The following is a 26,649-nucleotide window of genomic DNA, read 5'->3' on the forward strand; positions in this document are numbered from 1 at the left end:
TTTGTATATGATATCACTACTTTTAACAAATCTTTTTCAATAAATATTAATATATAAAAATAATCGATAATTTTTTACATCCTTAATTAATATAAAAAATTAATGATTAATAAAAACCTAAAAATAATTTGTATTAATTATTCTCTTTTTAAAATTTTTACTACTTTATCTATGCTAAATCCTCTCTACGCACTTTATCATAAGATGTATATATTTTACTTTTTAAATGACTTGACAAACTAATGATATTATAATATTATCATTATAGACCGACGGTCAGTTTCTTATTTATGTTTATATAGCTACTAAAAAAATTCTAAAATATTTAATACAAAATTTTTAAGAAATGAGGATTATTTATGCTAAAAAGAATATTATTAAAAGATTTAACACGAAATAAAGTAGTAACAATTACTCTATTTATTTTTATTTTACTTGCATCAATGCTAGTATCTAGTTCAATAAATATCATTATAGAGCTAACTAATTCAATGACTTCCTTGTTTCAAAAATCTCATACACCACATTATGTCCAAATGTATTCTGGGAAATTACAACAAAAAGAAATTGATAAGTTCTCAGCTAAAACTCCATATATAAAAAAACAGCAAACTTCTGAACTTCTAAATATAAATGGAGCTAATATTTTTCTAGGAAATAAAGCAGAAAATCAAGCTAATAGTGTACTAGAAAATAGTTTTACAAAACAAAACGATAAATTTGATTTTTTATTAGATATGGACAATCAAATAATGCAAATAAAAGATGGAGAAATAGGTGTCCCTGTATATTATATGAAACAATCCAATTTGAAAATTGGAGATACTATAAAAATTATTAATGGTAATTTCTTTATGAAATTTACAATAAAAGATTTTATACGTGACTCACAAATGAACCCTTCACTTGTTACTTCAAAGCGTTTTTTAATCAGTGATAATGATTGGAACACGTTAAAATCTAATATAGGAGAAAGCGAATATTTAATTGAATTTATATTAGATGATATAAATAAAATTAGTGAGTTTGAAACGTTATATCAATCAACTAAGCTCCCTCAAACAGGTACATCAGTGACTTATTCTATTTACAAATTACTAAATTCTTTGTCTGATGGGATTGTAATTACTATTATCATCTTAATTAGTATTCTTCTTATTACAATTTCTATTTTATGTTTACGATTTACTTTAATTACAACGATTGAAGAAGATTATCGAGAAATTGGTGTTATGAAGGCCATTGGTATTCAAAATGGTAACATCCAAAACTTATATTTAATAAAATACTTGTTAATTGCATCTTTTGCAAGTTTTCTTGGTTACATACTCTCATTATTTATAGACCCTCTTTTTACAAAAAATATTTACATTTATATGGGAGCCATAGACAAAACCATTTTTAGTATTCTCGTTCCATTTATAGGTTCAGTTCTTGTATTTTTAAGTGTTGTATTCTTTTGTAAAGTTATACTTAAAAAATTCAAAAAAATATCAGTAGTTAATGCATTAAGAGGTAACCGTTCTACTAACTCTGTAAAATATGGATTCAGTTTTCAAATACACAAAAATAAAATAACAAATACTAACATACTTTTAGGATTAAACGAAGTGTTTAAAAAAATTACAGTCTATGGATTGCTTTGTTTTGTATATACGATTTGTATTTTTATTATGACTGTACCAACTAATTTTTTAAATACTATTAAATCACCTGAATTTATCACTTATATGGGTGCTGGCAAGAGTGATATTCGTATTGATTTGCCTCAAACAAAACAAACTAAGCATCTTTTTAATTCTATACTAGAAAAAATTAATGTTGACAATGATGTTAAAAAGTATGCATCCTTTACAACAAGTTCATATAAAATAAAAAATAAAGATGGCAAAATAGAAAATATTAAAATAGAAAATGGAAACTTTAGAACTTTCCCACTGACATATGTAAAAGGTTCTGCACCAATGAAAGAAAATGAAATTGCATTGTCTGTCATAAATGCAAATGAACTAGAAAAAAGCATTGGAGATAATTTATCAATTTTCTTAAAAGATAAAGAGTTGATTTTGACTGTTAGTGGAATATATCAAGACATTACCTATGGTGGTAAGACTGCAAAAGCTATGCTACCATCTAGTGAAGATAATATACTATGGCATATTGTAAATTTGAATTTAAAGCCTGGTGTCAATGTAGCAGATAAATTAAAGCAGTACAGCATAAATTATTACCCTGCTAAGATTACTGATATGAATAATTATACAAGTCAAACATTAGGTTCTGTTATCAGCCAATTAAAACTTGTTATAAAATTAGCTATTGTTATATCTATTGCAATTTCTTCACTAATTACTGCGATGTTCTTTAAAATGCTCATTGCTAAGGATACGCCACAAACAGCAATTATGTTTAGCTTAGGATTTTCTACTAAAGATATACGCATTCAATACATTACTAGAGCGTTATTGATACTTATGATTGGAACTGTTTTAGGAGTCATTATGGCAAATACACTTGGACAAAAAATATCTGGATTACTACTTTCTGGTATCTCAAATCTCCAGTTTGTAATAAATCCATTAATTGTATATGTGCTTTATCCATCAGTTTTAATTCTCACAGTATTAACTACAATTATAGTAATTAGTAGAGCAATTAATAAAATAAAAATTATGTCTATTATAGAATAAGGGGTATGTTATGAATAATATTATAGAAGCTAAAAAAATTATTAAAGAGTATACTATTGGTAAAGGAAATGTACAACAAGTTTTGAAAGGAATAGATTTGTCAATTCAACATGGTGAATTTATATCTATTATGGGTTCTTCTGGCTCTGGTAAATCAACACTACTACATAACATAAGTGGAATGGATAAATTAACTTCTGGTACAGTCAAATTTTCGGGTGAAATGATTTCTAATCTGTCAGAAGAAGCATTATCAAAACTTCGATTAAAAAATATGGGATTTATATTTCAACAAAGTAATTTACTTAAAAATTTAAATATATTTGATAACATAATTATTTCTGCTTACTTAAGTAAAGAAGAAAATCGTCAAATAATCAATGAACAAGCAACAAAACTTATGGAAAAAATGAACATTCTAGAAATAAAAGATAAAGATATTACTCAAGTCTCTGGAGGTCAACTTCAAAGAGCTTCTATATGTCGTGCTTTAATTAATAATCCGAAAATTTTATTTGGAGATGAGCCCACAGGTGCACTTAACTCCAAGTTAACAAATGAAATAATGGATATTCTTATAGATATTAATCAATTAGGTACAGCTATTATGCTTGTAACTCATGATGTAAAAGTAGCAATAAAAACAGAACGAGTACTATTTATGTCTGATGGTATGATTGTTGGGAAAATTAAATTAGGTAAATTTAATAATCATGATTCAAAATACCGAGAAAATAAACTGATGAGTTGGCTATCAGAGTTAGGTTTTTAATTTTACTAAACTATTCACTTTATGTACTTTAAAGCTAATGACTTATTCAATGTTTGATGCTAAAATATAATTAATAAAATTTAATTATAGGTGATTGCATTATGAATATTACTAAAGGCATAACTTTACTCTTAACATTATCAATTGTAATATCAGTAGTAGGATGTTCCCCAAAAGAAAGTGCTAGTGAAGTAGCAAAACAATATATTGATAGAGTGAACTCTGGTGACTATGAAACAGCATATAGTTTATTAAGTAAAGATAGCAAGAAAAAAATTAGTCTAGAAAATCTTGAAGAATTTCAAGATATTTTAATTGAAACAAAAAGAATAATTAACTATAAAATAGGTAAAGAAAAAACTATAAAAACATATAACTATGGTGGAAAAGAATATAAAAATGTTGTTAAATTAGAAGAATCTTTTAATATAAAAAATCTTCTTTATAAAAAAGATGAATCTTTAAAGGTAAATAGATATTTTGTAGTTGAAAATAATAAGTATAAACTCTTGTTATATGAAGATTTTAAAAAAGAATTTGGAATTAATAGTATGGATTTTGCTCAACTTAAACTTGATGATCATGGGCTGAAAATATTTAAAGAAGTCGAAGTCATACTAAAAAAAGCTATTACTATTAATCCTACTGATTCAGACCTTTATTATGCACAAGCGTGTAATTACATGCGTTTCGATGGATACCCTGATTATCCAGATGCAACATACAATGCTTTGAATTCAATTAATAAATCTTTAAAGTATCTAGATAAAAAGGACGCGGACTATAAAAAAAATGCAAGCAATGTATATAACTTAAAAGGTGTTATACTCATGTTTCATAAAAAATTTGATGAAGCTCAACAATATTTAAATAAAGCGTTATACTTTAATAAAGATAATAAAGATCCTAAACTCAATCTCGATACACTAAAAAATAAACTACAATAAATATTTAATTTTTAGTTATATGCTATATAAAGTATTTCTATATATTGTTTACGGTTAAAGCATAATTTCTTTAAAATTAATTACAATTTTAAACTACAAAGACTTATCGCTATATAAATATTAATCTATAACAATAAGTTTTTTATTTAAATAGAAAATGAAATTGCTAAAACTTAGTTATAGAAATTCAAACTAAAAATCTTAATAAATTTTCAATTATATTATTTAATAAGATATTAACTAAATTCACACATCTAAATCTAAACACTGTTTATTAAATGCTCTATGTTATGTATATAAAAGCATTTAAATACATTATCTCTATAATAAATTAAACATTAGAATACCTCAAATAATAAAAAAGAAGGTATAAAGAGCTACCCTCAAGCTCAATATACCTTATAAATGTCTAAACTTCATTTTTTACTAATTTTTCTATATCTTTGATAATATGTTCTTTAGATTTTTTTCCAGCTATAGCATCAAAAATTGCAACAGCCTTTTTCTCTCCAAATTTTTCTGCTACATCATTAAAGTCTAGAAATCTAACACTTTCTTTTTGTTTACCAAACATATAACACCTCTCATACACTTTTATATACTTATTATAACTTCTATATATTTATTTTTCACCAATAAACGTTAGACAAATTAGTTCCTTTATTTTTTTAGTCTGATTCTATTTTCAAAATTCCTAACAAAAACAGTTTATTCTACTCTATAAATAAAAATAGACAATTTAATTTGTAGTAAATTTGATAATAAAATACAATGAACAAAATTTTATTTATTGTACTTTCAAAAACTTTTTATTAAGACTTATATGACTTATATGACTTATATGACTTATAAAAAATATATTACTATATGAAACATAAATATGTAAATATAATTATCCCAATATTCAATTTATTCAAAACAATAAAAAGTATCGTATATTTAATAGCAGCACTATATAATTCTCAATATAATCTGTAATAAAAAAATACTCTAAATTTTAAAATCATTTTTAAATTTTTGTATACAATTATAAAAAATCAATAAAAATATATATTATAAGAATAAAATTTAGCACAATTTTAAACAACTAAATGCTACTAATATAAATAAATTATTGATACTAAAATTATACATTAAACTCTTCTAGAACCTTTATTGCGAATCTTGCGTTTGGATATGTAAGAGACCCACCACCAATTACACCTATTTTTATTGCTTCTATAATTTCATCATTACTCGTGCCAGAATTAATACAACCCTCAATATGATAACAAATACATTCATCACATCTACTCAAAATAGAAATAGCTAATCCCATTAATTCTTTATTTTTTTTGCTTATAGCTCCTTCTGAATAAGCCTTATCATCAAGACTTCCAAATACTCTGAAAAATTCATCTGTATCACTTAATTTTTTATTGTAAAACTTTCTATATTCCTTCATTTCTTTAGTATTCATCTTCTACCTCCTATATTTATAAATAATTTTTTATAATAGTAGCACACTATACTTATGCTTTCAACATTAAATTCAAATTTTTAAATTATATTCAATAGATTAATTAATATAATTTCTTAAAATTTTCAATATACCATATTAATTTCATTAAATAATATTTTTTCAGAGCTAAAACAAACATCTTAGTACATTTTAAATTATATATTTTAGCTCTGAAAAGTATTGCATTCATTTAAATATTATGATGATTATTGATTGTATTAGTTATTTTTCATTGAAACTCTGTATATCAAATAAGAATATATAAATGGTAGTATTACAATTACAAAAATTACAAACATATTATAAAAAGGTATGTTAATAAAAGCATTAATAATTAACAATATCCCACCAATAATCCAAATCCATCCAGCTAAACGATGTGTCTTATTCCAATTGTCTTCATCATTAAGAGTCCATGGTGAAATTATTCCCATAGAATAATTTTTCTTACATTTAGGAAGATAATTTCCAAATAAAATAACTACTATCCCCAAAATCAATCCTGTATAAAAATTAAACTCCAAACTAATTCCTGTTGAATACAAAACCATCATTATTTGTAAGATGACTGCAAGTATAGCGACTCCCCATTTTGATAAATTTTGCATGACATTTGAAAAATTAGCCTTTTTAGGTTCATTTTCAAGTCTAAACCATGTATACAAATGAACACATAGCATTAATAATGGTACCCCAAAAGATGCTATAAATTTTGGAGCATAATTATCTGGATTTCCATAAGTATCAAAATGAATTGCAACTTCATTTGGTAGTCTATTGTAAAAATATATTGATACAATAAATGGTATAAAACATATTAATGTAGATAAAATAAATTGTTTATTTATCGCTTTTTTCATTATCTTTTTCTCCCTTCTCCATAAATTGTGAAAACCAAAGCATAACCTCTTCAAAAACCGAAATGTTTATTTCATAGAAAATAAAATTTTTATACTTTGTCTCAAATATGAGTCCTGCCTTTTTTAATTGAGATAGATGATAAGAAATTGTGGCATTTGTCATATTAAATTTTTCACTAATTTCTCCTGCTGACATTTTATTCCCCCTTAACATAAGTAATATTTCTCTTCTTACAGGGTCTGAAAGAGCTTTAAACGTTTCTGGAAAACCCAACACCATCACCTCTCTATTTAGAATTTCATCTAATTAGAATATAGCATAGGTATTATTATATTTCAATATCTATTTAGAATTTTTTCTAAATACTTATTTTAAATTATCAAATAAAGTTTTTATTTTCTGTAAATAAGTTGATTTTACTTACATTTTATGTCTATTCAAATATCTTAACTTCAAAAAATAAAAGAGCCTAGAAGTTAACTCTAGACCCTTATATTTTATATATTTCCTATATTTAAAATATAATGCATATGATTATGCAACATATTCATATTTTGCTTTGTATTCTATCATTGCATCATTCCAAGCTTCTTGTACTGTTACACCTTTTTTATTAGCGATTTTTTGTGCCAATTCGATTATCTTCATAGCTCTTCTTGATATATTCATAAACAACTCCTCCTACAAATTATTATATATTTCATATAAATAAAATTAAAATTATATTTTTTTGATATATAATCTTTCTATATATAATATTACAATTTATATGTGTATTACATATGAACTGTATTAGAAGATAATTAGAACTTTTAAAAGTCATTTGATATATTTTAATATAAGAAAACCACAACTACTTATAAAATTTAAAAGTTAATCAATTAAAATAATGTTTGATACACTAATTTTGTGACCATAAACAATGCCATTACTAAAAATATTGGTTTTATCATCTTTGAACCTTTTTTTATAGCAACTTTAGCACCCACATAAGCACCTATTATCATTACTAATGCAAACACTATAGCAATTTTGTAGTATACTTGACCATTTATCATAAACAATAATAATGATGTTATGTTACTTGTTAAGTTTAATATTTTTGTATTTGCAGAAGCATGTAAAAAATCATATCCATATATTTTTATAAATCCAAAAGTTAAAAAAGTACCTGTACCAGGTCCAAAAAAACCATCATAAAAACCCATTATAAGAGCCATAATCATACCTAATCTTAGATTTTTCTTATTAATACCTTCAAAATTATCTTCTTGACCTAAGTTTTTAGAAATAAAAGTGTAAATAGCCACTATTAAAATCATTATTACAACTAAAACATTTAATATATCTTCACTTATTGATAGTACACATCTTACACCTAAAATACTACCAATAATAGTAAATGGTACTAATTTCTTTAAAAGTTCATTATTAGTTTTACCAGATTTTGAGTATCTATAAGCACTACTTATACAGCCTGCTGATGCAGCAAATTTATTTGTACCAATAGCAAGATGCACTGGCACTCCAATCGCCATAAGAACAGGCATACTTATGAGTCCGCCCCCTCCTGCTATAGAGTCTACAAAAGCAGCTAAAAAACCTCCTATGCATAAAAAAATAATTACAAGCATAAAACTCCTCCACATATTCTATCTCAATTTTATTAACAACATATATCTTACTTAAGTTGTAATATTATTCTAGGTTATTTGTTTATTGTTGTTATTTTTTACAAGTGTTGGTATTGCAATGCTTTATTAAGGTAAGTTTTGTTGTTTATGTTTTATTATGCTTAATTTAAATTTATTCTATTCTTTATTTTCGGTGGCAAGATGGTGGCAAGTTAGCTTTTGCCACCATTGTCTTATTTATATTATTCCTATACTTTTATCTAAAAAACAATTTAATTATTAGCATTTAAAATATATAAAAAATATATATAAAATATATATAAAATGTTATAATTTATTATAAGAATAAGTATTTATTAGTAAGTATTAGCTAATAATAATACTCAAGGAAAGAGGTGATTATATGGGTCAGTATAAGTTATTAGAAATATTAGATCAAAATACACTAGCAGAAGTAACCAATATATTTGGTAATAATAATATATTTAAATTTACAGATAACATTGTGGGTATAAAGTATGACTATAATAGAATGTCTTATACTGATGTTCTTAGAAATGTTATTGGTTTGAATTTAAGACAGTGGACTATAACTTCTAATAGATTTATAGACATAATCAGCTACTCTATCACCAATAGTTTACATTTAGGACCTATAGTTTTTTCAGAATTTATAGACTCAAACCAAACTGATAAAATCAAAAATATTATTACTAAAATAAATATGACCTTTGATAGTGAAAATAAATTACAATTAAAAGAGGCCTTAATAAATAATTTAGAGTGGTTAATGTTAGACGAATGCATTGACATACAGTCAATTGTTATATCTCACATGATTCCTACTCCTCCATTTAATGTAGATACTCGATTTTTTAATAATGGTGTTTTGTTTGTCGAAGAACATGACACACTTGAAAACTTAAGAGTACTATTTATGGACTGCTTTTCCAGAAGATAAAACATGATTTCAAAATTTTTAAGAAATTCTTCATTTTTATCTACTATTATAGGTAGCTCTCTCTTAATTATAATTTTAGCAGTTACTGGATTTGATGTACTTCCTATACTAAATATATTTGGTGGTTATGGTTCTAGAATTTCTAAATACATAATGGATAATGATTTAAAGCATACAGTTAATTCTACCATACTAATTGCACTATCTAACTTTATTATTTATTTATTATTTAGCTTTCCTAAGATTGAAATTGTTTTAAGAAACTCTAACTTAAAATCAGATTCGACCGAATTACCTCTTGCAACATCTATTAGCCATGTACCAAAGATATTTTATTTACATATTAATTTAGACTATTCTAATAAGTTAGGATATTTGCTTTGTAAATGGCTTGGAGGCATAAATATAGAACTGTCCTATCCTTCATGGATAGATCTTACAGTTGATGACAGATTTTGGAATACTACTCAATTTACAGATAATAATACTCTTGGTTTATTTATTGTAAACATATTTGATGCTCTTCCTGAGTCAAAATTAGACAAATACTTAGGTGAAACATTTACCAGAATAAATCTAATCACTAACCTAACAATAAATGCTTATGATGAATGTTTTATAGATGTGGCTATAAAGCCTAAATCAAACAACATAATATGCAGATTTGTATTAATCTACATAATCAAACTATTTTATGATGTTTCTTATAAACCTCATAAGATAAAAACAAATCAATAAAGGGGGGTGAATATACTGGTTTCATTTTCTTGTTGGACTTTAAACAATAAACTTACTATTGAACAAATAGCTGAAAGAATTCTTGATACACCAAATAGACAAATTTCAGATAACTACTCTATAAATTTTTCTAAGATTTTAGATTTTGATAAAGATAATGTTACTGTTTTAAGCATATTAGATAAAGAGATTAAATGCATTTTTTTTAAGTTATCACCTGTTAGTACTGAGCAACACTCTTTAACTGATATAGATGTTTTAATATATGAGTTTAATAATGATGTATATATAAATGCTTTTAGAGGACATCAAACTTCTCAAAAACTACTAAAACAATATTTCAATAAGGATACATGGGGTGAACTTCAAAACCAAAGACCTGATATTGGTGAAGATTTATTATATTGGATGTTTAAATCTTTTCTTGATAAATCCCCAAAGTCTCCTTTAGATTCAGGAAAAAGTCTTTATTTAACCTCGTTAAAAAGGTATCGAGGAAGTACTAAGGATTTAGGAAATACACTTACTGGTGAAGGAGATCGAATAACAAAAATATTAGGTACTCTTGCTTTTTTATTAAATAATAATTTGAAACTCTTAAAAAATAAAGTAACTTATTCTATTGGAGGTATTTTTCATTCATTAGTTTTAGAAATTCAGCTTACAGGAACTATTAGATTTGACCAAAACTATTATACTGGAGACTTCAAACGACTTGGCAATTTAGAAAAACTTAATGCTGCAATTTCTATTTTAATTATAAAAATTATAATCCCAATAATAGTACAAAGTTATCAAGAGTCTATTATTAATGCAGAATGGTCACCTGCTTTAAAGAGAGATTTTATAAAAAGAATAGCTGAAGATATAAAAGAAAGAGTGGATATTGAAATAGAAAAATTAGATAAAAGTATTCCAAAGTTAGCACCAGAAGAAGTAGATGTAAATAAAATACAAAACCTTTCTATGGACGAAGTTGCAACTGATCTTTTGCCTATAAATAATGAACTTGATATGGATGATATAGATATGGATGAATGAAATTAAAATAGGTAAAAAACCTCCAAATTGATATAGAATAAAAATATACTGATTTGGAGGTTTTTGTAAAATTTAGAACTTAGCCAAACTTAAAGCTTTTTATATTTTAATTAATCTATGTCAGCTTATTTTATTACATTTTTAAATCAAATATATAATTGTTTATTTTTAGTAAGTAATATTGGTGCATCTTTAGACTTAGCAAATGGTGTTGCTGATAAAGCATCCGATATGCTAGAGTCATTTATTAACACTATATTATTAGCTTTATTCCATCCTTTTTGACTTATTTTCACTGATGTTTCATTTCTGTCTGCACCTGTTATTTTTTCCTTAAAAGTTGTTGAAGTAGGTTTAGAAGACTCTTCATTTGTAGATGATGAGCCTCCTCCACTTCCTGACGAACCTCCTGTTGATGTTAATTTTTTTGATTTGACCAATCTAATTCTTTTAATTTTGTGTTTTGGCTTACATCTAAGCTGGTTAATCTATTTTCCCCACAATATAGACTTACAAGTTCTGTATTTTTTGTTACATCCAAGCTAGTTAATTCATTTTGTGAACAATATAAGTATTTAAGATTTTTATTTTTACTTGTATTTAAACTATCTAATTTATTTTTATAACAAGTTAAATTTTCTAAGTCAATATTTTTACTTATATCTAAAGCTTTTATTTCATTGCCATAACAGTATAATTCTAAAAGTTCTATATTATTCTCTATATTCAAATTTGTTAACTTGTTTGCTGCACACTCTAGATATTTTAAATTCTTATTGCTACTTATATCCAAATTCTTCAGATTACTTCTACTACAAGTTAAATCTTCCAAATTAATACAATTTTCCACATTTAAAGTACTTAATTGTTCTTGATTACAATATAGTTTTACAAGTTTTTCATGGCTTTTTAAATTTAAATTTTGCAATTTATTGTTGTGACAAATTAACTTAACAAGTTCTTTATTATTATCTAAATTTATATTTTCTAATTGATTAAAAGAACAGTTTAAATCCTGTAATTCTAAATTTGTAGATATATCTAAATCATTTAAATTATTATAATCACATTTCAAAATTTTTAATTTCTGATTCTTAGATAAGTTCAAACTAGTCAATTCATTTTCAAAACATAAAAGAGTTGTCAAATTAGTTGCTTTAGTTATATCTAAACTCTTTAAATTATTTTTTCTACAGTTCAATTCGTCTAATTTAGAATTTTCTATAACTAAGTTTGTTAGATTATTTTCTCCACAATGTACTGTTGTTAACTCTTTATTATTACTTAAATCTAGACTTGTTAATTGATTTTCGTTACAATACAATTCTTTTAAATTTATGTTGCTACTTAAATCTAAACTCGTTAAATTATTTCCTCTACAACTAAAATTTTCTAATCCAATAAAATAATTAATTCCAGATAAATTTTTTATTGATTTGCTCCCTAAGGTTAAATCTTTTGTAGATTCTATAATCGCTTTTTGTGAAATTCCAATTGGATTTCCATCATCTAAAATACTTAGTTTATAACAAATTACTTTTCTAAAATTTTCATCTGGAAAGGCTTCTTCCATTGTCATATTTTCTAAGTTATTAGCTTTCCTTGTTTCATATCTAACTTCCCTATTTTTCTCAATATCTTCTGCATTTATCTTATGTATCAAAGGTGATACAACTACCAATGAAAGTGATAAAATAACTGCTTTTTTACTTAAAGTTTTCATCCCCACACCTCATTCAAATAATATTTACCCAATTGAATTGTAGCACATAATATTAACCTTAGAAACAAACTTTAATATTATTATATAATAAATTATTTTTTATTAGGGATTAGGAATTAGAGGGTAACAACTAATTCTAGTTGTTACCTTCTAATCTATCTATTAATAAAATCTAACGCCTTATAAAGTGTATCAAATCTATCATTTCCTTTTATCATAGTGTATCTTTCTTTAGTTATAGAACTTATCTTATTACATGCTCCTCCACCTACAACATATAAGTTCTCAGTCTGACCTGGTACATAATCTTTTATATCACATATTAATATTTTTCCATCATTATACCCCCAACCAACTACGGTTGCAGGGATTTTGTCAACTTCTCCATCATAAACGATTGTATATTTATACATGATTTTATCCTCACTATTTATATTTTTATTTAATATACCTTCTGCAATTAATCTCGCTACTGTATTTTTGTATTTAATATAATAATCTGTATCAGCCTTACTATCTACAAAACAAGTTTCAATTAATATTGCTGGTGCTTTTGTATGGCTAAGCCAATAAAGACCTCTTACATCTGATTTTGCACCTCTATTTTTAAATACTGTTGCTAATTTATCATTTACTCTATTTGCATACACTTTGCCATTATTAGTTTTATATATTGTTTCTGTACCCATTGGATTTAAGGTTGCACTGTTCGCATTAAAATGAACTTGTACTGCTAAATCTACAACTTGTTTATTTGCTATTTGACATTGTTCAGATAGATAATTATTCGATTTATCTACTTTTCCGGAATATACAGTAGCTCCACCTTGTTTCAACCACTTAACAATTAAATCAGTTAGTATTCTGTTTTCTTTTCCTTCATCTATATAGCCAGTTGCTCCTGTTCCTTTTCCACTTAATGTATGTCCTGGCACTATTGCTATTTTCATTGTTTATTTTCCTCCTTCAACTGTTTGTAAGTTTGATTTATACCTATTGATATACCCCAACAAATTACACCTTGTAAGACTGCATCAGCATTTAATCCTAACATCCATACTGAGAAACCTATCCCAAGTATCAATAACACTACTGGAATATACTTGTTATCTAACTGTTTATACTTCTTACAACCTGCTCCTATAACATAAAGAGCAGCTACTAAAATTAGTAACTGCTCGGGTATGAAACTTATTAAATTATCCATATCTTATCCTCCTAATTTAAAATATTCCTCTCTGTATTGCAAATATAAAGAAGCCAACAAGTGTTGTAATCATTGTTCCAATTAGCCACTTTAGCATACTTGTAAGTGAGTTTAAGTTCTCACATAGTGCCTTTAACTCTGCTTTAGACTCTATATTCGCTACTTTCAATTCATCTATTTCATCATTATGTTTATTTATTGTTACTTCGTGTCGTTTCAAATGGTCTTTGAAAAGTTCTTCATTCATGAAAACCTCCTTATTTTTGTATAAAAAAAGACTATGCTATATAGTCCTCTCCTACAATTTCTTTATATTCTATTGATGTTATCTTATTCTTTGCAACTGCCATTTTAACTTGCTCTTTAGTCCAGTTCCCATTTCTGTAGAAGTCTGTTATTATCTTATACCAGTTCATACTATATCACCCCATTATTCATTAATTGAAATGTTAAATCTGCTATTGTTTGTTCTGTAGAATTTACTTTATCTTCTATACTACTTTTAATATCTGTATATCTATAGAAAACTTCTTTAGTATCTATATTTATAAATAACTTTGCCTCTTTATTCTCTGCGTATTTTTGAATTGGTAAACTCTCTACCAAAATGCCTTGCTTTAAATCTTCATCTGATAGTAAAGTTGGTTTATAGTGTATCATACCAGCATATTTTATATTTTGTTCCTCTGTATCCATTAAATTTCCTAAATAAATCATATTAAAACGCCTCTCCTTCTTTTGGCAAATATATGCCTTTGTAATTTATAAGTGTTTCCATAGTTTTTTTATCTTTTCTTACTGCAATAATTTTGTTCCCTACTTTTTGAAAATTAGGATTTGCGTTGTTAGGTTTGCTATCTTGTTTTACTATATATTCTTGTATAAAAGTTAAGTCTTTATTAAATTTTAATATACTACCAGTTGCTTCTTTACCACTTGTACTTTCCCCAAATTCACAATATACATACACATGCTCTCCATCGCTATCTATTTCATAAATGCGTTTTTGCGATGTAGTATATGAATATACAGGACTAATAGAGTAATCATATGCAGCAACTGTAAAATTAGTAGATGTATCTTTGCTATTTGTTATATACAAATAATCATTTAAAACCATAAGTCTACGAGTGTGCCATAATCCAGATGGTAAAGTAAGCATAGTACTTATACCTGCAAGGTCTTTATTTATTCTATAAAGTCTAAGTGTGTTAATTTCTGAATAAGCAAGATTATATAAATAGCCACCAAATACAACCAAGCCTTTCGGGTCGCCATCTGCATAAATAGCTGAGGAAAAATCTCTTTTATGAGATAACAACATTGTATTTGCATCTATTGCAACAATCTCTGAACCACGATTGTTATATAGAATATTTTCATCTTTACATACATCACAGTCAGTACCTACGCCTAAGCAATTCATTGTTGCTTCTACAATCCCTGTATTTTTATTTATTTTATATACATAACGAGTAGAATATACATATAAATAGTCATCAACATATATGAAATAGTTAGATAGTTCAGATTCTAAATCAGTACTTTCTATTTTATATATAACTTTAAAGTCTTCATCTAATTTAATAATCTGCTTACTATATAAAATATAAGTATTTCCTTCATTTTCAAATATCCGTCTAATTTCATCTGTTGTATCTTTTGAAAAATCAAATTCTCCATTAGAAACTAAGTCATATGTCCCTAAATTTGTTGTTATTAAATTTAAGTCTAATCTTCCTGCAGCATTATCAATTTTATTCTTTATATCTTCCCATGTGTCACTTGTAGTAACATCTGCACCTTTTGAAGCTAATGCTGTTACTACATTATTTTTGGCATTAACTCCACTTTGAAAAACCTCTTTTAAAGCATCTTCTACATTATTACTTGTAAAATTATTCTCTGTATCTTCTATAGTTACATTCTTTGCCTCCAATACAAGATTTCTAACTTTATTAACTAACTCTTTGAAAGTCAATTAAATCACCTCTTTCCAATAAAAAAAGAACCTCCTATACTGTTGGTTCTACTGGTGTTTCTTCTTTATTTAATAAAGCTGTTAACTCTAAATATTGTTCTTCTGAAATCCTGTTTACTGCATAGAATACATCAATCTTATGTTGTAAATCCTCCTTAGTGCTATAATTCTTTTGTTCTATCATTAATTTTAATAAGTTATACATATTAATTCCTCCTAGATATTATTATTTAATTTCATATTTACTACTTCAAATGCTGTGTTTACTATCTCACTATCTCTATTTTTATTTTCTTCTTTTAACATACTTAGTTCTTCTTCTAATGCTTGTAATCTCTTTTGTTCATCTGTCAAAACAATTTCTATATCTTTCAAAACTGGTTCTTTTGTAGCTGGATTTATAGACTCTATATACTGTTTACTATAGTTTATACTTCCATACTCAACATCTAAGCAATGTAGTTCTGTTATTACATCATGTTCTAATATATCTCCTGTCGCTTCACCTGTTTGAAACCACACTTTACCTGTTTGGTCGTAAATTATTCTATTTCCTCTATTCATATCATCACCTCATTTTATTAATTATCTAAAAATTCTATGTCTAAAGCATACCATCTAAAAGTGTTAGTATAAAAACTAATAGGAAATTTAATTCCAGCATTTAAATCACTTGTACTCATTTCAATATTAAACCTATCAGCAGTAATATCTCTAATATTAGCAGTACCAACAATACGAGTATATGAACCATTATCATATCTAAGATTTTGATTTCTACCACTCATACAAGGATAAGCACTAAGATACTTAAAAGGTTGAGAACCATCTCTAAAAGAAATATACCTAATTATAATAGTTTTTGGTACAAAGTTTAAATTAGTCGGAACAGTTAAAAGGTTTTGAGAACCATCAGGCGGAGTATAAGTACCAGTTGCCCATTTAATCCTTTGACTTAACTGATTATTTAACTCTGTTATCCTATTTTGCAACTCCTCAACACTAGCGTCTGAACTGTCAAAAGAAGTCTTTATTTTTTCTGACAACTCAACAAGTGTATTATTTAAATTTGCTTCTATATTCTTTAATGCTAAAGTATTTATAATACTTGTTTTACCAACCTTAAATCCTGTATTAACTTCAACTAGTTTTGTAGATATATCATTCAAATTCACATTTTCTTCAGGCAATGGCATTATATTCTTACTTATACTTAATACTTTTTCTACTGTAGCATTTGCACTGTCTGTAACGACTATTTTAAGTGTGTGCAGTGTATTATCTTCTAACGTATAGTTAATTGTTTTCTCTGTTGTTAAATCTTCTGTTATAGTTTCTTTTAATACATCATCTATAAAATATTCTATTTTAGTTAATAGTGTAGGGTCTGTGTGGTCTGCTTTAAACGTTGCAGTAGTTGAGTTATAAGCTAATACAGTTAAAAAAGGTAATGTTTGGAGTAATGTTATTTTGGCTTTACCATTGACTCCACTATTACCCGCTGATGTTTTACCTGCCGTTGTACTAGCATTTTCTAGCCAATATTCAGAAGTTGGTGTATATCCAGTAGGTTTATAACTGTTTTTAGTTAGAACATATCCACTACCTCCTCCGCCATTGCAGTGAGAATAGTAGCAACCTGAACCACCAAACCATCCACCACCGCCTCCTGCATGATTAGAAGAACAACCACCTTTTCCAAAGAAGCCATCATTTTTGCCATCATTTTCTAAACCTCTACCTCCATCATATTGAGTTGCTCCAACAGCACTTCCATCAGAAGTAATACTATTTTCTCCTTTTAATCCACCTCCATTACCGCCTCCAAAACCTGCATGACCACCACCACCTCCTCCTGCTACAATTATACGTGAAAATAAACCTTGTTCACTGTCCCACGCTCCTCCAACAAGTCTTATATCAGTAGCTCCTCCTCCAGTACTAACACCATAACCACCTCCATTAAATACATAGTCAGTAGAAGAAGTATCTAAACCTAGTTGACCAACATAAACATATAAAAGAGTCTCTTTTCTTAGTATAAGTTCACCAACAGAGTATCCTCCGCCCGAATGAGACGCAGCACTATGCGTTTCTCCGCCACTAGCACCCCAGCATTCAAGTTTATATCTACCTGGTTTTAAAGTAATAGGTTGTGGTTCTGCTTTAAAATTAAAATTCCATTCTGTAGCCATTTTTCACTCTCCTCTCTAACAATAAGTTATCAACTCATTTACACTCGTTGCAATAGTAGATAAATTTCCATTCAATTTTTCTTCTAAATTAACGAATCTATCCTCAATCTTTTTTGATGAATAAGTAGTCATTTCACTCACTCTATTATCATCAACAGTCGCATTAATTAAACTAGTTTGTGCATTTCCATTTATCAAATACACATACATCTTAATATTTTCTTCATTCCTAACAAGAATACTATTATCATCAATAGCTCTAGCATTTGGTGTAAGTGCTTCTCCAATTTCATCATATAAAGCTATTAGTATTCTTTTAGTCAATAAAGGATGATTTATAGTTACTTCATACATGCTAGTTTCACTATTTAAAACCCAATCATCTGTTTCTATGATATGTGTATGAGATACATTAACTCCCCCTGCAACGATACTGTCAATCTTTATATTTTGTTTCTCATTTTCTGTGTCAATTCTAGTGTTAATCTCCGCCTTAGTAGTTTCTATGTTGCTTGTTAACTCTGTTTTAGTTGTATCTATTTTAGTGTTTACATTGCTTATTTTAGCATCTAAATCCTGTATATCTTTGAGCGTAGCAAAAATTATTGTAGGGTCAATTTTAAGTTCTATATTATTTACATTAGATACAATAAGCACAGTTTTAACCTTCATATCAACAACTGCTCCTTGTTCTATAGAAGGTTTATAACATTCTTTATATTTAGAGATTGCAATTAGATTATTTTCATCATCTAAATATCCTATTTCTCTTATCATAAACCCACCTACACTTGATGGTATTAAACTCTCTAATATTATGCAGTTTGGCGCAGTTTCATCTGTGGTTGTATTTCCGATGTTGCCTTCCCATACCACATTTTTAAGTTTTGTCTGACTTTCAGTAGGAGTATACTCACTTCCTCCACCATCTCCAAGTTGAATTTTTACAAACCCTACTTTGTTACCTGTAACACTTGCATTTGCTATCTTTGCCTTTCCTACATTTGTAATTATAGTGTAATAACTTTTATCTATAGCCAATATATCACCTCCTAAAATATTGTTATTTCTTGGTATCCAACTCCATTTCCTGTTAATATATCAATTTCTCCATACGTTTCTATGTTTGGTGGACTCCAAGGATATATTGTTATCTCTTGACCCATTAAAGTGGTTATTCCAAAATTCATATAATTATCTTTACTTATAAGTATTCTAGTGTAGTCAAAACTCATGTTGCAAGGTTTGATGCTGCTTACAAAAGAATGAACCTCATTAAACCAATCTTGATTTCTCGCATCACTTTCAAGATGTATATTATAAGTAGCATTATTTATAGTTAATTCATAGTTTCCTTCTCCAACTATACTATCTAGCCAGTTTCTTAAAAATAGTTCTGAGTAAGGTAATTTACTTATATATTTACTAAAAATCCTAAACCTTCTATCCTCTAGGCTCTCATTTGATTTAGGAACTATAGACATTATTTTTTCCCATCTTTTTATACCAGTTATGGTCAAATCTTCTAAGAACTGGTCATTTAAGACATCATCTAATTTATCATGTAGTATCTTTATTTCTTTGTTATCTGCATTAAATGCTTTTATATATTCTTCTTTATCTTGTAAAATCTGCGGTAAGTAACTTATTAGATTTATCTCTTTATCCAACTACTTCACCTCTTACTACTATGCTATTACTATCTATTGTTAGATTAGATTTGACATCATTTATCATTGTGTTTGCAATGTCTAATACTCCATCAATACTTAGCAAACGAGTTTCTATCTGAGCTATACGAACTATTAAGTTTTCTTCATCTTCCCAGCTCATATTAAGTTCATTTAAATAATCGTCAATTGTTTCTTCTGCTATAGTCTTTATATTCTCCCAAGTATAGCCACTTTTATATGTTATCTCTGCTGATATGTTTATAGTTGTACTCACGACTCCTGTAACAGTAACTTTATGTCCTATAGGTGCTAATCCAATACCTTCTCCTTGATTTTGTATAGGGTCAATTTCTTCTTGTACTAAATTAACTAAGTCAGCAGATGGTACTTTGAAGTTAGAGTTAATTATTACTAACTTAACAGTTCCTCCACCGTCCCAAACTGGATAAACTTTAACTCCCCCAACGTCAGGCAATTTATTAACTTCATCCTTATAGTTTTGTATATTCCCACCGAAACTTTGTGAATTTAAACTATCATAGTATCTTTGTCTTAAACTGTCCTCTGATTCTTCCTCTTCTCCATTTATCAATATTTCTGTCAATTCTGCTGTTTCTAATTTGTCTACATATTCAATTGGAATCAACTTACCAAGTTCAAAGATAGGTCCAGCAGTTTCACATTTCATCTTATATATACCTTCGCTAATCCTTTCAGTTGCAATATAATTGTATTCTCCTAGATTGAATCTTGAATCAAGAGGAATATCTATATTAAAGACTCCTTTTGCAATTGTATTAGTAGCTTCAAGTGGTGTAATTCCTCTTTCCTTACATCTTTTCTCTAAATAATAGTAACTAGCAGTATCTACAAATGTTTGGTCTAGCATTTCATCCATTGCTATATAAGCTTCTGTCAATTCGATAGCCACTGGTGCCAAGGCATTATATATTATAGAACCTTCTCTCTTATCTAGTGTATTTGGTACACTATCTAACATTCTTTTAATTATATTTTCAAAAGTCATTAACTCAAACAATTATACACTCACCACCTTCTCTGCTTTTATATTTCCATATTTACTGTGAACTATGAACTTACAATGTACTTTACCCTTTATATTTTCAAACTCAAAATTATCTACATTTTCAATTCTATCATCCTGCACTAATGCTTCTGTTATCCTTCTCTCTAACTCGGGTATTACATATGAGACAGGTTCTCCAATAAGGTCGTTCAACTCGACCCCATAATTCCAAGAATAAATAAAGTGCTCATATCTTTCAGTATTTAAAATCAAAAAGATGGTCTGTTTTAATGCTTCCACATCATCACAAATACCATCTACTTTATTTTTTTCTATATTTAATTTAAAGGTCTTACTTGGTTCTTCTCTTACATCAAAGTTTATAATTGATACATCTTCTATATCATAGTCAATAGTGTCTGTTGGTATCACTTCATCACATCCTATCTAAAATTAAATACTGTTGTCCTCCTTGCATACGAATTAAAACTAATTTATCTCCTATCTTTTTATCTGTATATCTTTTAAATGTATCTGTTTGTATTAAAAAAAATTCACCAATAGATAATTTTTGTTCTATTTTAATTTTTAAAGGACTTACACTTTCTATTGTTCCAAATACAATTTGCATTGGATTACTTGTTTCTACTGCATCCATTGCTGCCTTTTTAATTATTTGCAATAATTCCTGTGACATTTTATCACCTCACTTAAAAGAATCTTCTAGCTCTTGCAAAATCATGATTCTTATTTTGTCTACCACTTAAACTACTTATTTTGACTACATCACCAGTCTTTGGTGAATGTATGAACTGGTCATTTCCTATACATAGTCCAACATGATGTACTTTTCCTTTTCCTTGATTGTATGCAAAGAATACTAAATCCCCAGCTTTTACATCATTTATGTTGCATAATAGTTTTCCTCTACTATCTTTTGATTGGTCTGCTGAAACTCTAGGTAGATTTATTCCTGCACCTCTCTTAAATGCCCAAATCATAAGTCCACTACAATCAAAACTTTTAGGACCATTACCACCCCAAGCATATGGCTTGCCAAGCTGATTTTTTGCTTCTTGAATAACTTTACTTACTTTACTATTATTGTTTGTTGATGTATTATCAGTGCTATTATTTTGAACTTGATAAGTTGTATCTTTTAAATTCTTTTCTGCTTCTTCATCACTTCCAATTCCTGTACCACTTGAATTATCGTAATTACTCCCTGTTATTTGTTTATAAAATGCACTCACACATTTTACCCATTCTTTGTCTGAACTTGAAGAATACTTATTTCTGATACTTTCTAATGTTTTTCTACCTTGATAGATATAGTTTCTTGATAAATTACTTATACCTCTTTTTATTCCTTCATCAGTACTAGAAAAACTCAAATACTTTCCATCTATTCTCATTCCGAAGAAATTATTTTTAGTATTTGCAATGTTTGAAGTGCCTCTAGCTGATTCGTGCATTGATATTGCAGCCATTAAAGCTGGATTAACTTTATAAGCATTTGAGTACTTAACAAATATATTTCCTGTATTTGATAATTTACCTTTAAGTAGTTTATTAATTTTATTAGCCATTTCAGTATCTTCTTTGCTTGTAGTGCTTTGTGCAGTGCCATTTTGTTTCTCATTTTTATTATTACTATTTCCGCTTGAGTAGGAACTTGAAGAATAAGAAGCAAATTCGTCTCCATCAACCAAAGTTAGGTCCATAAAATGACTGTTATTTTCAAATGTATGCTTAACTTTCTCAACTAGCATATAATTTTGTAACTCAATATCTCCTAACGACAAAAAAACAGGTACTAAACAACCTGCTCTTACTCTAATATCTCCAATTGCGTTTTTTAAACTTAGCGACTTAGTTTTCTTATTATATAGTTTTAAAAGTATATCACATTTTTGTTTTATTTCTGCTTCACTCATGTTCTTGTCTACTGTATCAAACATTTGAAGTATTCCCCAACTTCTCATATGCGTAGAATCTTGTGCAATATAAACATCTCTTTTACCTGACTCCTCGTTGTCTCTCACAAGTTTAATTTTTGTATAAGTATCACTATCAATAGAAGAATTGTAGTCAAAGTCCTCAATTACATCATTGTTCATAACCGTATCAAGTTTCATAGAAGCAACATTCTTTAATGTTAATCTTCCAAAATCATCATAGAGTACATACATTTCCTTTTTCTCTCTTAGAGTATCATCAAGTACAGTTAAAATCATATCAAAGAGTGTTTTATTTTCTTCAACTCTAGATATTTTATATTTTGTATCTTCTATGACATTGTATTTTAAATTAAAATCCTTAGCCAACATCTTTACAAGTTCACTTGCTGTTTTATTACTATATACATAAGTATCTTTATTCTTAAAATATCTTAGCTGGTCATAAGCAACTATCTTGATATGATTTTCTTTGTCTCTTTTCTTCTGAAATATATATCCATAAAATATGCCTACACCCTTGTAATATAATCTTACAGAATTTCCCTCACAAAACTCTAATATCTTATCCATAACTATTGTAAATTCTAATTTACTTGGTATTCCTCGCCTTTCTATTTCCCATGTGATTCCATCCAAAACAACTGGTTCATAGAAATCTTCTAAGTGGGCAATAACTAACCTTATATCTCTATCATTTGCTAATACTAATTCATCAGCCAAGCCTCAACACCTGCCCCTTGTAAACAGTATATTTAGGCACTTTTTTACCCTTGTTAGCTTTATCCATCATAGATTTATTTAACTCATATACTTTTTTATATAAAGAACCATTTCCAAGTTGTTTTTGACAAATTGACCAAAGAGAATCACCACTTTTAACTGTATATGTTTTAGTGTTTGGTGCATTGACTGAATCGACCCTCTTAGGTTCTATTTTTACGTTTGGTCTCCCACTATCACTTTTAGGTGTCGCAGGAACTAACTTTTTAGTTGAATAATCTCTATATTGTTTTAATTTAATAGAAACTTTCGTATCTGAGCCATTGTCGGCGTCTTCTAAGATTGTATATTCTTCAAGGGATACTTTCATATTAGTGTTAAATAGTACTTTATTCCCAAGCTGTCGAGACACAATAAATTGGAATGGCTTACAATCTGTTTTTAATAGTTCTAGTTTACTTAAAAAGAATTGAACATCTTTAAATTGACCACGATAAAAAGGTAATTTATTATGTGTAAATTCTGCTTCAAAACTTATTTCAGATAGACCAGGAGTCTTTAATATGTTTACTTCTCCATCATTTATTAAATCAACTGTCTTATTTTTGTTTATTATCTTTACTTCTAATTTTCCAGGTGTAATTGGTAATTGTACTCCATCCAAATAAAAATCATAAGCCATTTAAACACCTCCTTCCTAAACTATTCCCTCAGCAGATACAACCATAGCGTCATTTAATTTTTCAGTTAGTACATTAACTATTCCATCTACATCTGCATCTTTACTTATGTTATTTGTGTTGTTCATGTCAATTTTAATGTTGACTCCTGTAAATTTATTGATTACTTCTTGCTCTGCAATGTCTCTAAGATATTTAAGGTCTTCTTGACTTTTATCCATTGTCTTTGCCATTTTTGCAGTGTTTCCTGCTGTGTCCTTTGCTCCTTTTGCTGCATCGTTCAGTGGAGAGTTTAGTCCCGCTGAACCTATTGAATCGCCAAGACCATATTTTTTGTCCCAAAGGTCGTCTAATCCTAAATCTTTTTTTGCCTTTTCTGCTATTTTGCTAATATCGAATTTATCTTTTATATTAGTTTCTAGTTTATCTCCCCATTTATATCCTGCATCCCAAGCTTTTCCATAATTAAATCTGTCAAAATGCAGTTTATTAGGGTCCATTCGTTCAACTTTTATCTTAGCTTCTCCTGCTACTTTGTCAGTCCAACCTTGTAATGTATCTTGCCATCCACTTACTGCATCTGCCAAATTTGAGCCAAAAACTGTATCAAATGCACTTGCGATACTTCTTATAATACCTAATACAGCATTAGCCATTCCAGATACTGCTCTTATAACAGAGCCAATTGGGTCATCTAAAAAATTAGCAAAGAACTCTGCAAAACCTGCTAAAGTATTATATATTAAAGCTACAATGTCTATCATTAAATTCCCTGTTGCAATGAATAAGTTTCCTATAAAAGCAGCTGCAACTGATATTGCTCCTGCAACAACACCTATCGCAGATATACTTGTTTTTGCAAAATGATTGAATATTGCTACTCCTACAAATAAAGCTACTACTAAAGCTATTATTCCTGCAACTATCCAAAAAATCGGACACGCCAAAATAGCTGCATTTAAACCCCATTGAGCAACTGTAGCCATTTGAGTTTCTGTTAATTCTGCATGTACTGCTAAAGCATGTATCGCAGAAGCAATTGCTAAGGCATTTTTTGATACTTTGCATAAAGTTTCCCAAAGCCATATACTTCCTAATGCAATCAAATAAGTACCTAAAATCCCTACAACCCCTGCTATAATTGGACCTATTATACTCCAATTTTGTGCAAATATATTAGCAAGGTTTAATGCTTGTGTTACTATCCAGCCTAGTGCTTGTGAAATTAAACTTATCCCAACAATCATTGTGTTTGAAAAACTTTGAAAAGCTGGACTACTCAGTAAATTAACAAATCCACTAAATACATTAAAACCAACTGCTCCAAGTACGTATAATGAGTCTTTAACATCAGTTATGAAAGTTCTAAATCCTTTGCTTGAAACTGTATCCTCAATTTTCTTCTGTATAGCTCCAAATATCATAACTGCATTATTTTTTACACTAGTAAAGATTTGACCTAATGTATAAGGCATCTTCTCAAATTCTGCATTGGTCTGCTCTGCTGCTGAAAGTAATGAGTTTTTTACAATATCTGCTGTTAACATTCCCTCTGATGCCATTCCTCTTATTTTTCCTATGTCGACATCAAGATAATCGGCAATCGAGCGGATAATATTAGGTGCTGACTCAAATACAGCATTCAGTTCCTCACCTCTTAATACGCCAGAACCCAATCCCTGCGTAAGTTGCAAAAGTGCCGAACTCATTTCTTGGGTACTAGCTCCTGCAATTATGAACTTTTTGTTGAGTTGTTCAGCAAAACTTACAATTTCTCTAGTACTAGAAAATGCACTTCCTGCATTCATACCTATCCTTGAGACTATCTGTGCTGTGTCTAAGTAAGATGCACGAGACCTTTCAGCAGATTGGAAAATCATCTTATTTAACCCTCCATCTGAGAGTTGACCATCATTTATCATGTTCAATCTCGCATTAGTACTTGTCATCTGGTCGCTTAAATTTCCTAGACCTCCTAATGTTCTTATACCTAAATAAGTTGCTGCTAACTTCTTTGCACTTCCAACTAATCTATCTGTAGAACTTGCACCCTTATTTATATCCTCATTAAGTCTTCGCTGTTGCCCATCAGCTTCTCTTATTTGTTGTTCTAATCTATCAAACCCAGCTTCTGCACGTGCTAGTTCTTCTCTAGCTGTTCTAATACTATTAGCATCTATAGCATTGCTAGATGTTCTTTGTAATTGCTCGAATGAACTTAATACAATATTCATAGCATTAGTCATGTGCCTAAAAGCAGGTGTCATTCCGTCGAAAATTCGGATAGATGTTTGTATAGTTGCCATTTTTAACCTCCTTTCTTTTTTAACATAATAT

31 protein-coding genes are annotated in these 26,649 nt (G+C 28.1%); 6 read left to right on the plus strand and 25 right to left on the minus strand.

What is annotated here, in order from left to right; genetic code table 11:
• Positions 1-359 precede the first annotated feature (359 nt).
• The 3 genes from KGF38_RS15295 to KGF38_RS15305 all read left to right on the plus strand — a co-directional run bounded on the left by KGF38_RS15295 (position 360) and on the right by KGF38_RS15305 (position 4,409).
• Complete coding sequence (locus KGF38_RS15295; RefSeq protein ID WP_054270416.1) at positions 360-2,690, plus strand: ABC transporter permease; 2,331 nt, start codon at positions 360-362, stop codon at positions 2,688-2,690.
• Between the two features lie 10 nt (positions 2,691-2,700).
• On the plus strand, positions 2,701-3,462 hold the full coding sequence (locus KGF38_RS15300) for an ABC transporter ATP-binding protein (RefSeq protein WP_054270417.1): 762 nt from the start codon (positions 2,701-2,703) through the stop codon (positions 3,460-3,462).
• Positions 3,463-3,563: 101 nt separating this feature from the next.
• Positions 3,564-4,409, plus strand: coding sequence for an NTF2-like N-terminal transpeptidase domain-containing protein (locus KGF38_RS15305; protein ID WP_054270418.1), 846 nt, complete (start codon positions 3,564-3,566; stop codon positions 4,407-4,409).
• A gap of 409 nt (positions 4,410-4,818) precedes the next feature.
• Here KGF38_RS15305 and KGF38_RS15310 read toward each other — a convergent pair whose 3' ends face one another.
• The 6 genes from KGF38_RS15310 to KGF38_RS15330 all read right to left on the minus strand — a co-directional run bounded on the left by KGF38_RS15310 (position 4,819) and on the right by KGF38_RS15330 (position 8,405).
• Complete coding sequence (locus KGF38_RS15310; RefSeq protein ID WP_054270419.1) at positions 4,819-4,983, minus strand: hypothetical protein; 165 nt, start codon at positions 4,981-4,983, stop codon at positions 4,819-4,821.
• Positions 4,984-5,535: 552 nt separating this feature from the next.
• Positions 5,536-5,868, minus strand: a complete 333-nt coding sequence (locus tag KGF38_RS15315; RefSeq protein ID WP_054270420.1) for a carboxymuconolactone decarboxylase family protein — start codon at positions 5,866-5,868, stop codon at positions 5,536-5,538.
• 260 nt (positions 5,869-6,128) lie between these two features.
• Complete coding sequence (locus tag KGF38_RS15320; protein WP_054270421.1) at positions 6,129-6,770, minus strand: SdpI family protein; 642 nt, start codon at positions 6,768-6,770, stop codon at positions 6,129-6,131.
• Entirely contained in the window at positions 6,751-7,044 is a 294-nt protein-coding gene (locus KGF38_RS15325; protein WP_021384784.1) for an autorepressor SdpR family transcription factor, read from the minus strand. The genes KGF38_RS15320 and KGF38_RS15325 overlap by 20 nt, the downstream gene beginning before the upstream one ends.
• A 261-nt stretch (positions 7,045-7,305) precedes the next feature.
• A complete protein-coding gene (locus KGF38_RS20430; protein ID WP_054270422.1) occupies positions 7,306-7,440 on the minus strand; it encodes a hypothetical protein in 135 nt (44 codons plus the stop codon).
• A gap of 212 nt (positions 7,441-7,652) precedes the next feature.
• On the minus strand, positions 7,653-8,405 hold the full coding sequence (locus tag KGF38_RS15330; RefSeq protein ID WP_054270423.1) for a sulfite exporter TauE/SafE family protein: 753 nt from the start codon (positions 8,403-8,405) through the stop codon (positions 7,653-7,655).
• Between the two features lie 403 nt (positions 8,406-8,808).
• On the opposite strand from KGF38_RS15330, the gene KGF38_RS15335 reads away from it, so the two are divergent.
• The 3 genes from KGF38_RS15335 to KGF38_RS15345 are packed head-to-tail and all read left to right on the plus strand — an operon-like array spanning position 8,809 to position 11,145.
• Positions 8,809-9,366 carry a hypothetical protein gene (locus KGF38_RS15335; protein ID WP_227832490.1) on the plus strand — a complete coding sequence of 186 codons (558 nt, stop codon included), beginning with the start codon at positions 8,809-8,811 and terminating at the stop codon, positions 9,364-9,366.
• A 3-nt stretch (positions 9,367-9,369) separates the two neighbouring features.
• A complete protein-coding gene (locus KGF38_RS15340) occupies positions 9,370-10,104 on the plus strand; it encodes a hypothetical protein (RefSeq protein ID WP_227832491.1) in 735 nt (244 codons plus the stop codon).
• A gap of 6 nt (positions 10,105-10,110) precedes the next feature.
• Positions 10,111-11,145, plus strand: coding sequence for a hypothetical protein (locus KGF38_RS15345; protein ID WP_227832492.1), 1,035 nt, complete (start codon positions 10,111-10,113; stop codon positions 11,143-11,145).
• Between the two features lie 146 nt (positions 11,146-11,291).
• Here KGF38_RS15345 and KGF38_RS20615 read toward each other — a convergent pair whose 3' ends face one another.
• The 19 genes from KGF38_RS20615 to KGF38_RS15440 form a co-directional block, all read right to left on the minus strand.
• The gene (locus tag KGF38_RS20615; RefSeq protein WP_413926761.1) at positions 11,292-11,585 is read right to left on the minus strand and encodes a cell wall-binding repeat-containing protein; all 294 of its coding nucleotides are present in this window, start codon (positions 11,583-11,585) and stop codon (positions 11,292-11,294) included.
• Positions 11,564-12,868, minus strand: a complete 1,305-nt coding sequence (locus KGF38_RS15355) for a hypothetical protein (RefSeq protein WP_227832493.1) — start codon at positions 12,866-12,868, stop codon at positions 11,564-11,566. The genes KGF38_RS20615 and KGF38_RS15355 overlap by 22 nt, the downstream gene beginning before the upstream one ends.
• A gap of 155 nt (positions 12,869-13,023) precedes the next feature.
• The gene (locus KGF38_RS15360) at positions 13,024-13,818 is read right to left on the minus strand and encodes an N-acetylmuramoyl-L-alanine amidase (RefSeq protein WP_227832494.1); all 795 of its coding nucleotides are present in this window, start codon (positions 13,816-13,818) and stop codon (positions 13,024-13,026) included.
• A complete protein-coding gene (locus KGF38_RS15365) occupies positions 13,815-14,075 on the minus strand; it encodes a phage holin family protein (RefSeq protein WP_227483477.1) in 261 nt (86 codons plus the stop codon). Before KGF38_RS15365 ends, KGF38_RS15360 begins: the two co-directional genes overlap by 4 nt.
• 16 nt (positions 14,076-14,091) lie before the next feature.
• A complete protein-coding gene (locus tag KGF38_RS15370) occupies positions 14,092-14,322 on the minus strand; it encodes a hemolysin XhlA family protein (RefSeq protein ID WP_054271786.1) in 231 nt (76 codons plus the stop codon).
• Positions 14,323-14,353: 31 nt separating this feature from the next.
• Positions 14,354-14,491: an XkdX family protein gene (locus KGF38_RS15375; RefSeq protein ID WP_095904959.1), complete on the minus strand. Its 138-nt coding sequence runs from the start codon at positions 14,489-14,491 to the stop codon at positions 14,354-14,356.
• 1 nt (position 14,492) lies between these two features.
• Complete coding sequence (locus KGF38_RS15380) at positions 14,493-14,792, minus strand: hypothetical protein (RefSeq protein ID WP_227832495.1); 300 nt, start codon at positions 14,790-14,792, stop codon at positions 14,493-14,495.
• 1 nt (position 14,793) lies between these two features.
• Positions 14,794-16,056: a hypothetical protein gene (locus KGF38_RS15385; protein WP_227832496.1), complete on the minus strand. Its 1,263-nt coding sequence runs from the start codon at positions 16,054-16,056 to the stop codon at positions 14,794-14,796.
• Positions 16,057-16,090: 34 nt separating this feature from the next.
• The gene (locus KGF38_RS15390) at positions 16,091-16,261 is read right to left on the minus strand and encodes a hypothetical protein (RefSeq protein ID WP_227832497.1); all 171 of its coding nucleotides are present in this window, start codon (positions 16,259-16,261) and stop codon (positions 16,091-16,093) included.
• An 11-nt stretch (positions 16,262-16,272) separates the two neighbouring features.
• Positions 16,273-16,620 (minus strand): hypothetical protein, encoded by a 348-nt coding sequence (locus tag KGF38_RS15395; RefSeq protein ID WP_227832498.1) that lies wholly within the window; start codon positions 16,618-16,620, stop codon positions 16,273-16,275.
• Positions 16,621-16,637: 17 nt separating this feature from the next.
• Positions 16,638-18,251: a glycine rich domain-containing protein gene (locus KGF38_RS15400; RefSeq protein ID WP_227832499.1), complete on the minus strand. Its 1,614-nt coding sequence runs from the start codon at positions 18,249-18,251 to the stop codon at positions 16,638-16,640.
• A gap of 15 nt (positions 18,252-18,266) precedes the next feature.
• The gene (locus tag KGF38_RS15405) at positions 18,267-19,292 is read right to left on the minus strand and encodes a phage tail protein (protein WP_227832500.1); all 1,026 of its coding nucleotides are present in this window, start codon (positions 19,290-19,292) and stop codon (positions 18,267-18,269) included.
• Between the two features lie 11 nt (positions 19,293-19,303).
• Complete coding sequence (locus KGF38_RS15410) at positions 19,304-19,921, minus strand: YmfQ family protein (RefSeq protein ID WP_169469055.1); 618 nt, start codon at positions 19,919-19,921, stop codon at positions 19,304-19,306.
• On the minus strand, positions 19,914-20,963 hold the full coding sequence (locus KGF38_RS15415; RefSeq protein ID WP_227832501.1) for a baseplate J/gp47 family protein: 1,050 nt from the start codon (positions 20,961-20,963) through the stop codon (positions 19,914-19,916). The genes KGF38_RS15410 and KGF38_RS15415 overlap by 8 nt, the downstream gene beginning before the upstream one ends.
• Positions 20,964-21,383: a DUF2634 domain-containing protein gene (locus tag KGF38_RS15420; RefSeq protein WP_169469051.1), complete on the minus strand. Its 420-nt coding sequence runs from the start codon at positions 21,381-21,383 to the stop codon at positions 20,964-20,966.
• A gap of 4 nt (positions 21,384-21,387) precedes the next feature.
• A complete protein-coding gene (locus KGF38_RS15425) occupies positions 21,388-21,648 on the minus strand; it encodes a DUF2577 domain-containing protein (protein ID WP_227832502.1) in 261 nt (86 codons plus the stop codon).
• 13 nt (positions 21,649-21,661) lie between these two features.
• Entirely contained in the window at positions 21,662-23,632 is a 1,971-nt protein-coding gene (locus KGF38_RS15430) for an NlpC/P60 family protein (protein WP_227832503.1), read from the minus strand.
• Positions 23,625-24,314 (minus strand): LysM peptidoglycan-binding domain-containing protein, encoded by a 690-nt coding sequence (locus tag KGF38_RS15435; protein WP_070440995.1) that lies wholly within the window; start codon positions 24,312-24,314, stop codon positions 23,625-23,627. The genes KGF38_RS15430 and KGF38_RS15435 overlap by 8 nt, the downstream gene beginning before the upstream one ends.
• A 15-nt stretch (positions 24,315-24,329) precedes the next feature.
• Positions 24,330-26,618: a tape measure protein gene (locus tag KGF38_RS15440; RefSeq protein ID WP_227832504.1), complete on the minus strand. Its 2,289-nt coding sequence runs from the start codon at positions 26,616-26,618 to the stop codon at positions 24,330-24,332.
• Positions 26,619-26,649: the final 31 nt, after the last annotated feature.

Origin of the sequence: Clostridioides sp. ZZV14-6387, assembly GCF_020657835.1 — a bacterium.
Lineage (GTDB): Bacteria > Bacillota > Clostridia > Peptostreptococcales > Peptostreptococcaceae > Clostridioides > Clostridioides difficile_A.

Bases quoted from the DNA above. Each gene is read 5' to 3' on its own strand.
- KGF38_RS15295 (WP_054270416.1), top strand. From the start codon at position 360: ATGCTAAAAAGAATATTATTAAAAGATTTAACACGAAATAAAGTAGTA.
- KGF38_RS15300 (WP_054270417.1), top strand. From the start codon at position 2,701: ATGAATAATATTATAGAAGCTAAAAAAATTATTAAAGAGTATACTATT.
- KGF38_RS15305 (WP_054270418.1), top strand. From the start codon at position 3,564: ATGAATATTACTAAAGGCATAACTTTACTCTTAACATTATCAATTGTA.
- KGF38_RS15310 (WP_054270419.1), bottom strand. From the start codon at position 4,983: ATGTTTGGTAAACAAAAAGAAAGTGTTAGATTTCTAGACTTTAATGAT.
- KGF38_RS15315 (WP_054270420.1), bottom strand. From the start codon at position 5,868: ATGAATACTAAAGAAATGAAGGAATATAGAAAGTTTTACAATAAAAAA.
- KGF38_RS15320 (WP_054270421.1), bottom strand. From the start codon at position 6,770: ATGAAAAAAGCGATAAATAAACAATTTATTTTATCTACATTAATATGT.
- KGF38_RS20430 (WP_054270422.1), bottom strand. From the start codon at position 7,440: ATGAATATATCAAGAAGAGCTATGAAGATAATCGAATTGGCACAAAAA.
- KGF38_RS15330 (WP_054270423.1), bottom strand. From the start codon at position 8,405: ATGCTTGTAATTATTTTTTTATGCATAGGAGGTTTTTTAGCTGCTTTT.
- KGF38_RS15335 (WP_227832490.1), top strand. From the start codon at position 8,809: ATGGGTCAGTATAAGTTATTAGAAATATTAGATCAAAATACACTAGCA.
- KGF38_RS15340 (WP_227832491.1), top strand. From the start codon at position 9,370: ATGATTTCAAAATTTTTAAGAAATTCTTCATTTTTATCTACTATTATA.
- KGF38_RS15355 (WP_227832493.1), bottom strand. From the start codon at position 12,868: ATGAAAACTTTAAGTAAAAAAGCAGTTATTTTATCACTTTCATTGGTA.
- KGF38_RS15360 (WP_227832494.1), bottom strand. From the start codon at position 13,818: ATGAAAATAGCAATAGTGCCAGGACATACATTAAGTGGAAAAGGAACA.
- KGF38_RS15365 (WP_227483477.1), bottom strand. From the start codon at position 14,075: ATGGATAATTTAATAAGTTTCATACCCGAGCAGTTACTAATTTTAGTA.
- KGF38_RS15370 (WP_054271786.1), bottom strand. From the start codon at position 14,322: ATGAATGAAGAACTTTTCAAAGACCATTTGAAACGACACGAAGTAACA.
- KGF38_RS15375 (WP_095904959.1), bottom strand. From the start codon at position 14,491: ATGAACTGGTATAAGATAATAACAGACTTCTACAGAAATGGGAACTGG.
- KGF38_RS15380 (WP_227832495.1), bottom strand. From the start codon at position 14,792: ATGATTTATTTAGGAAATTTAATGGATACAGAGGAACAAAATATAAAA.
- KGF38_RS15390 (WP_227832497.1), bottom strand. From the start codon at position 16,261: ATGTATAACTTATTAAAATTAATGATAGAACAAAAGAATTATAGCACT.
- KGF38_RS15395 (WP_227832498.1), bottom strand. From the start codon at position 16,620: ATGAATAGAGGAAATAGAATAATTTACGACCAAACAGGTAAAGTGTGG.
- KGF38_RS15400 (WP_227832499.1), bottom strand. From the start codon at position 18,251: ATGGCTACAGAATGGAATTTTAATTTTAAAGCAGAACCACAACCTATT.
- KGF38_RS15425 (WP_227832502.1), bottom strand. From the start codon at position 21,648: ATGTCACAGGAATTATTGCAAATAATTAAAAAGGCAGCAATGGATGCA.
- KGF38_RS15435 (WP_070440995.1), bottom strand. From the start codon at position 24,314: ATGGCTTATGATTTTTATTTGGATGGAGTACAATTACCAATTACACCT.
- KGF38_RS15440 (WP_227832504.1), bottom strand. From the start codon at position 26,618: ATGGCAACTATACAAACATCTATCCGAATTTTCGACGGAATGACACCT.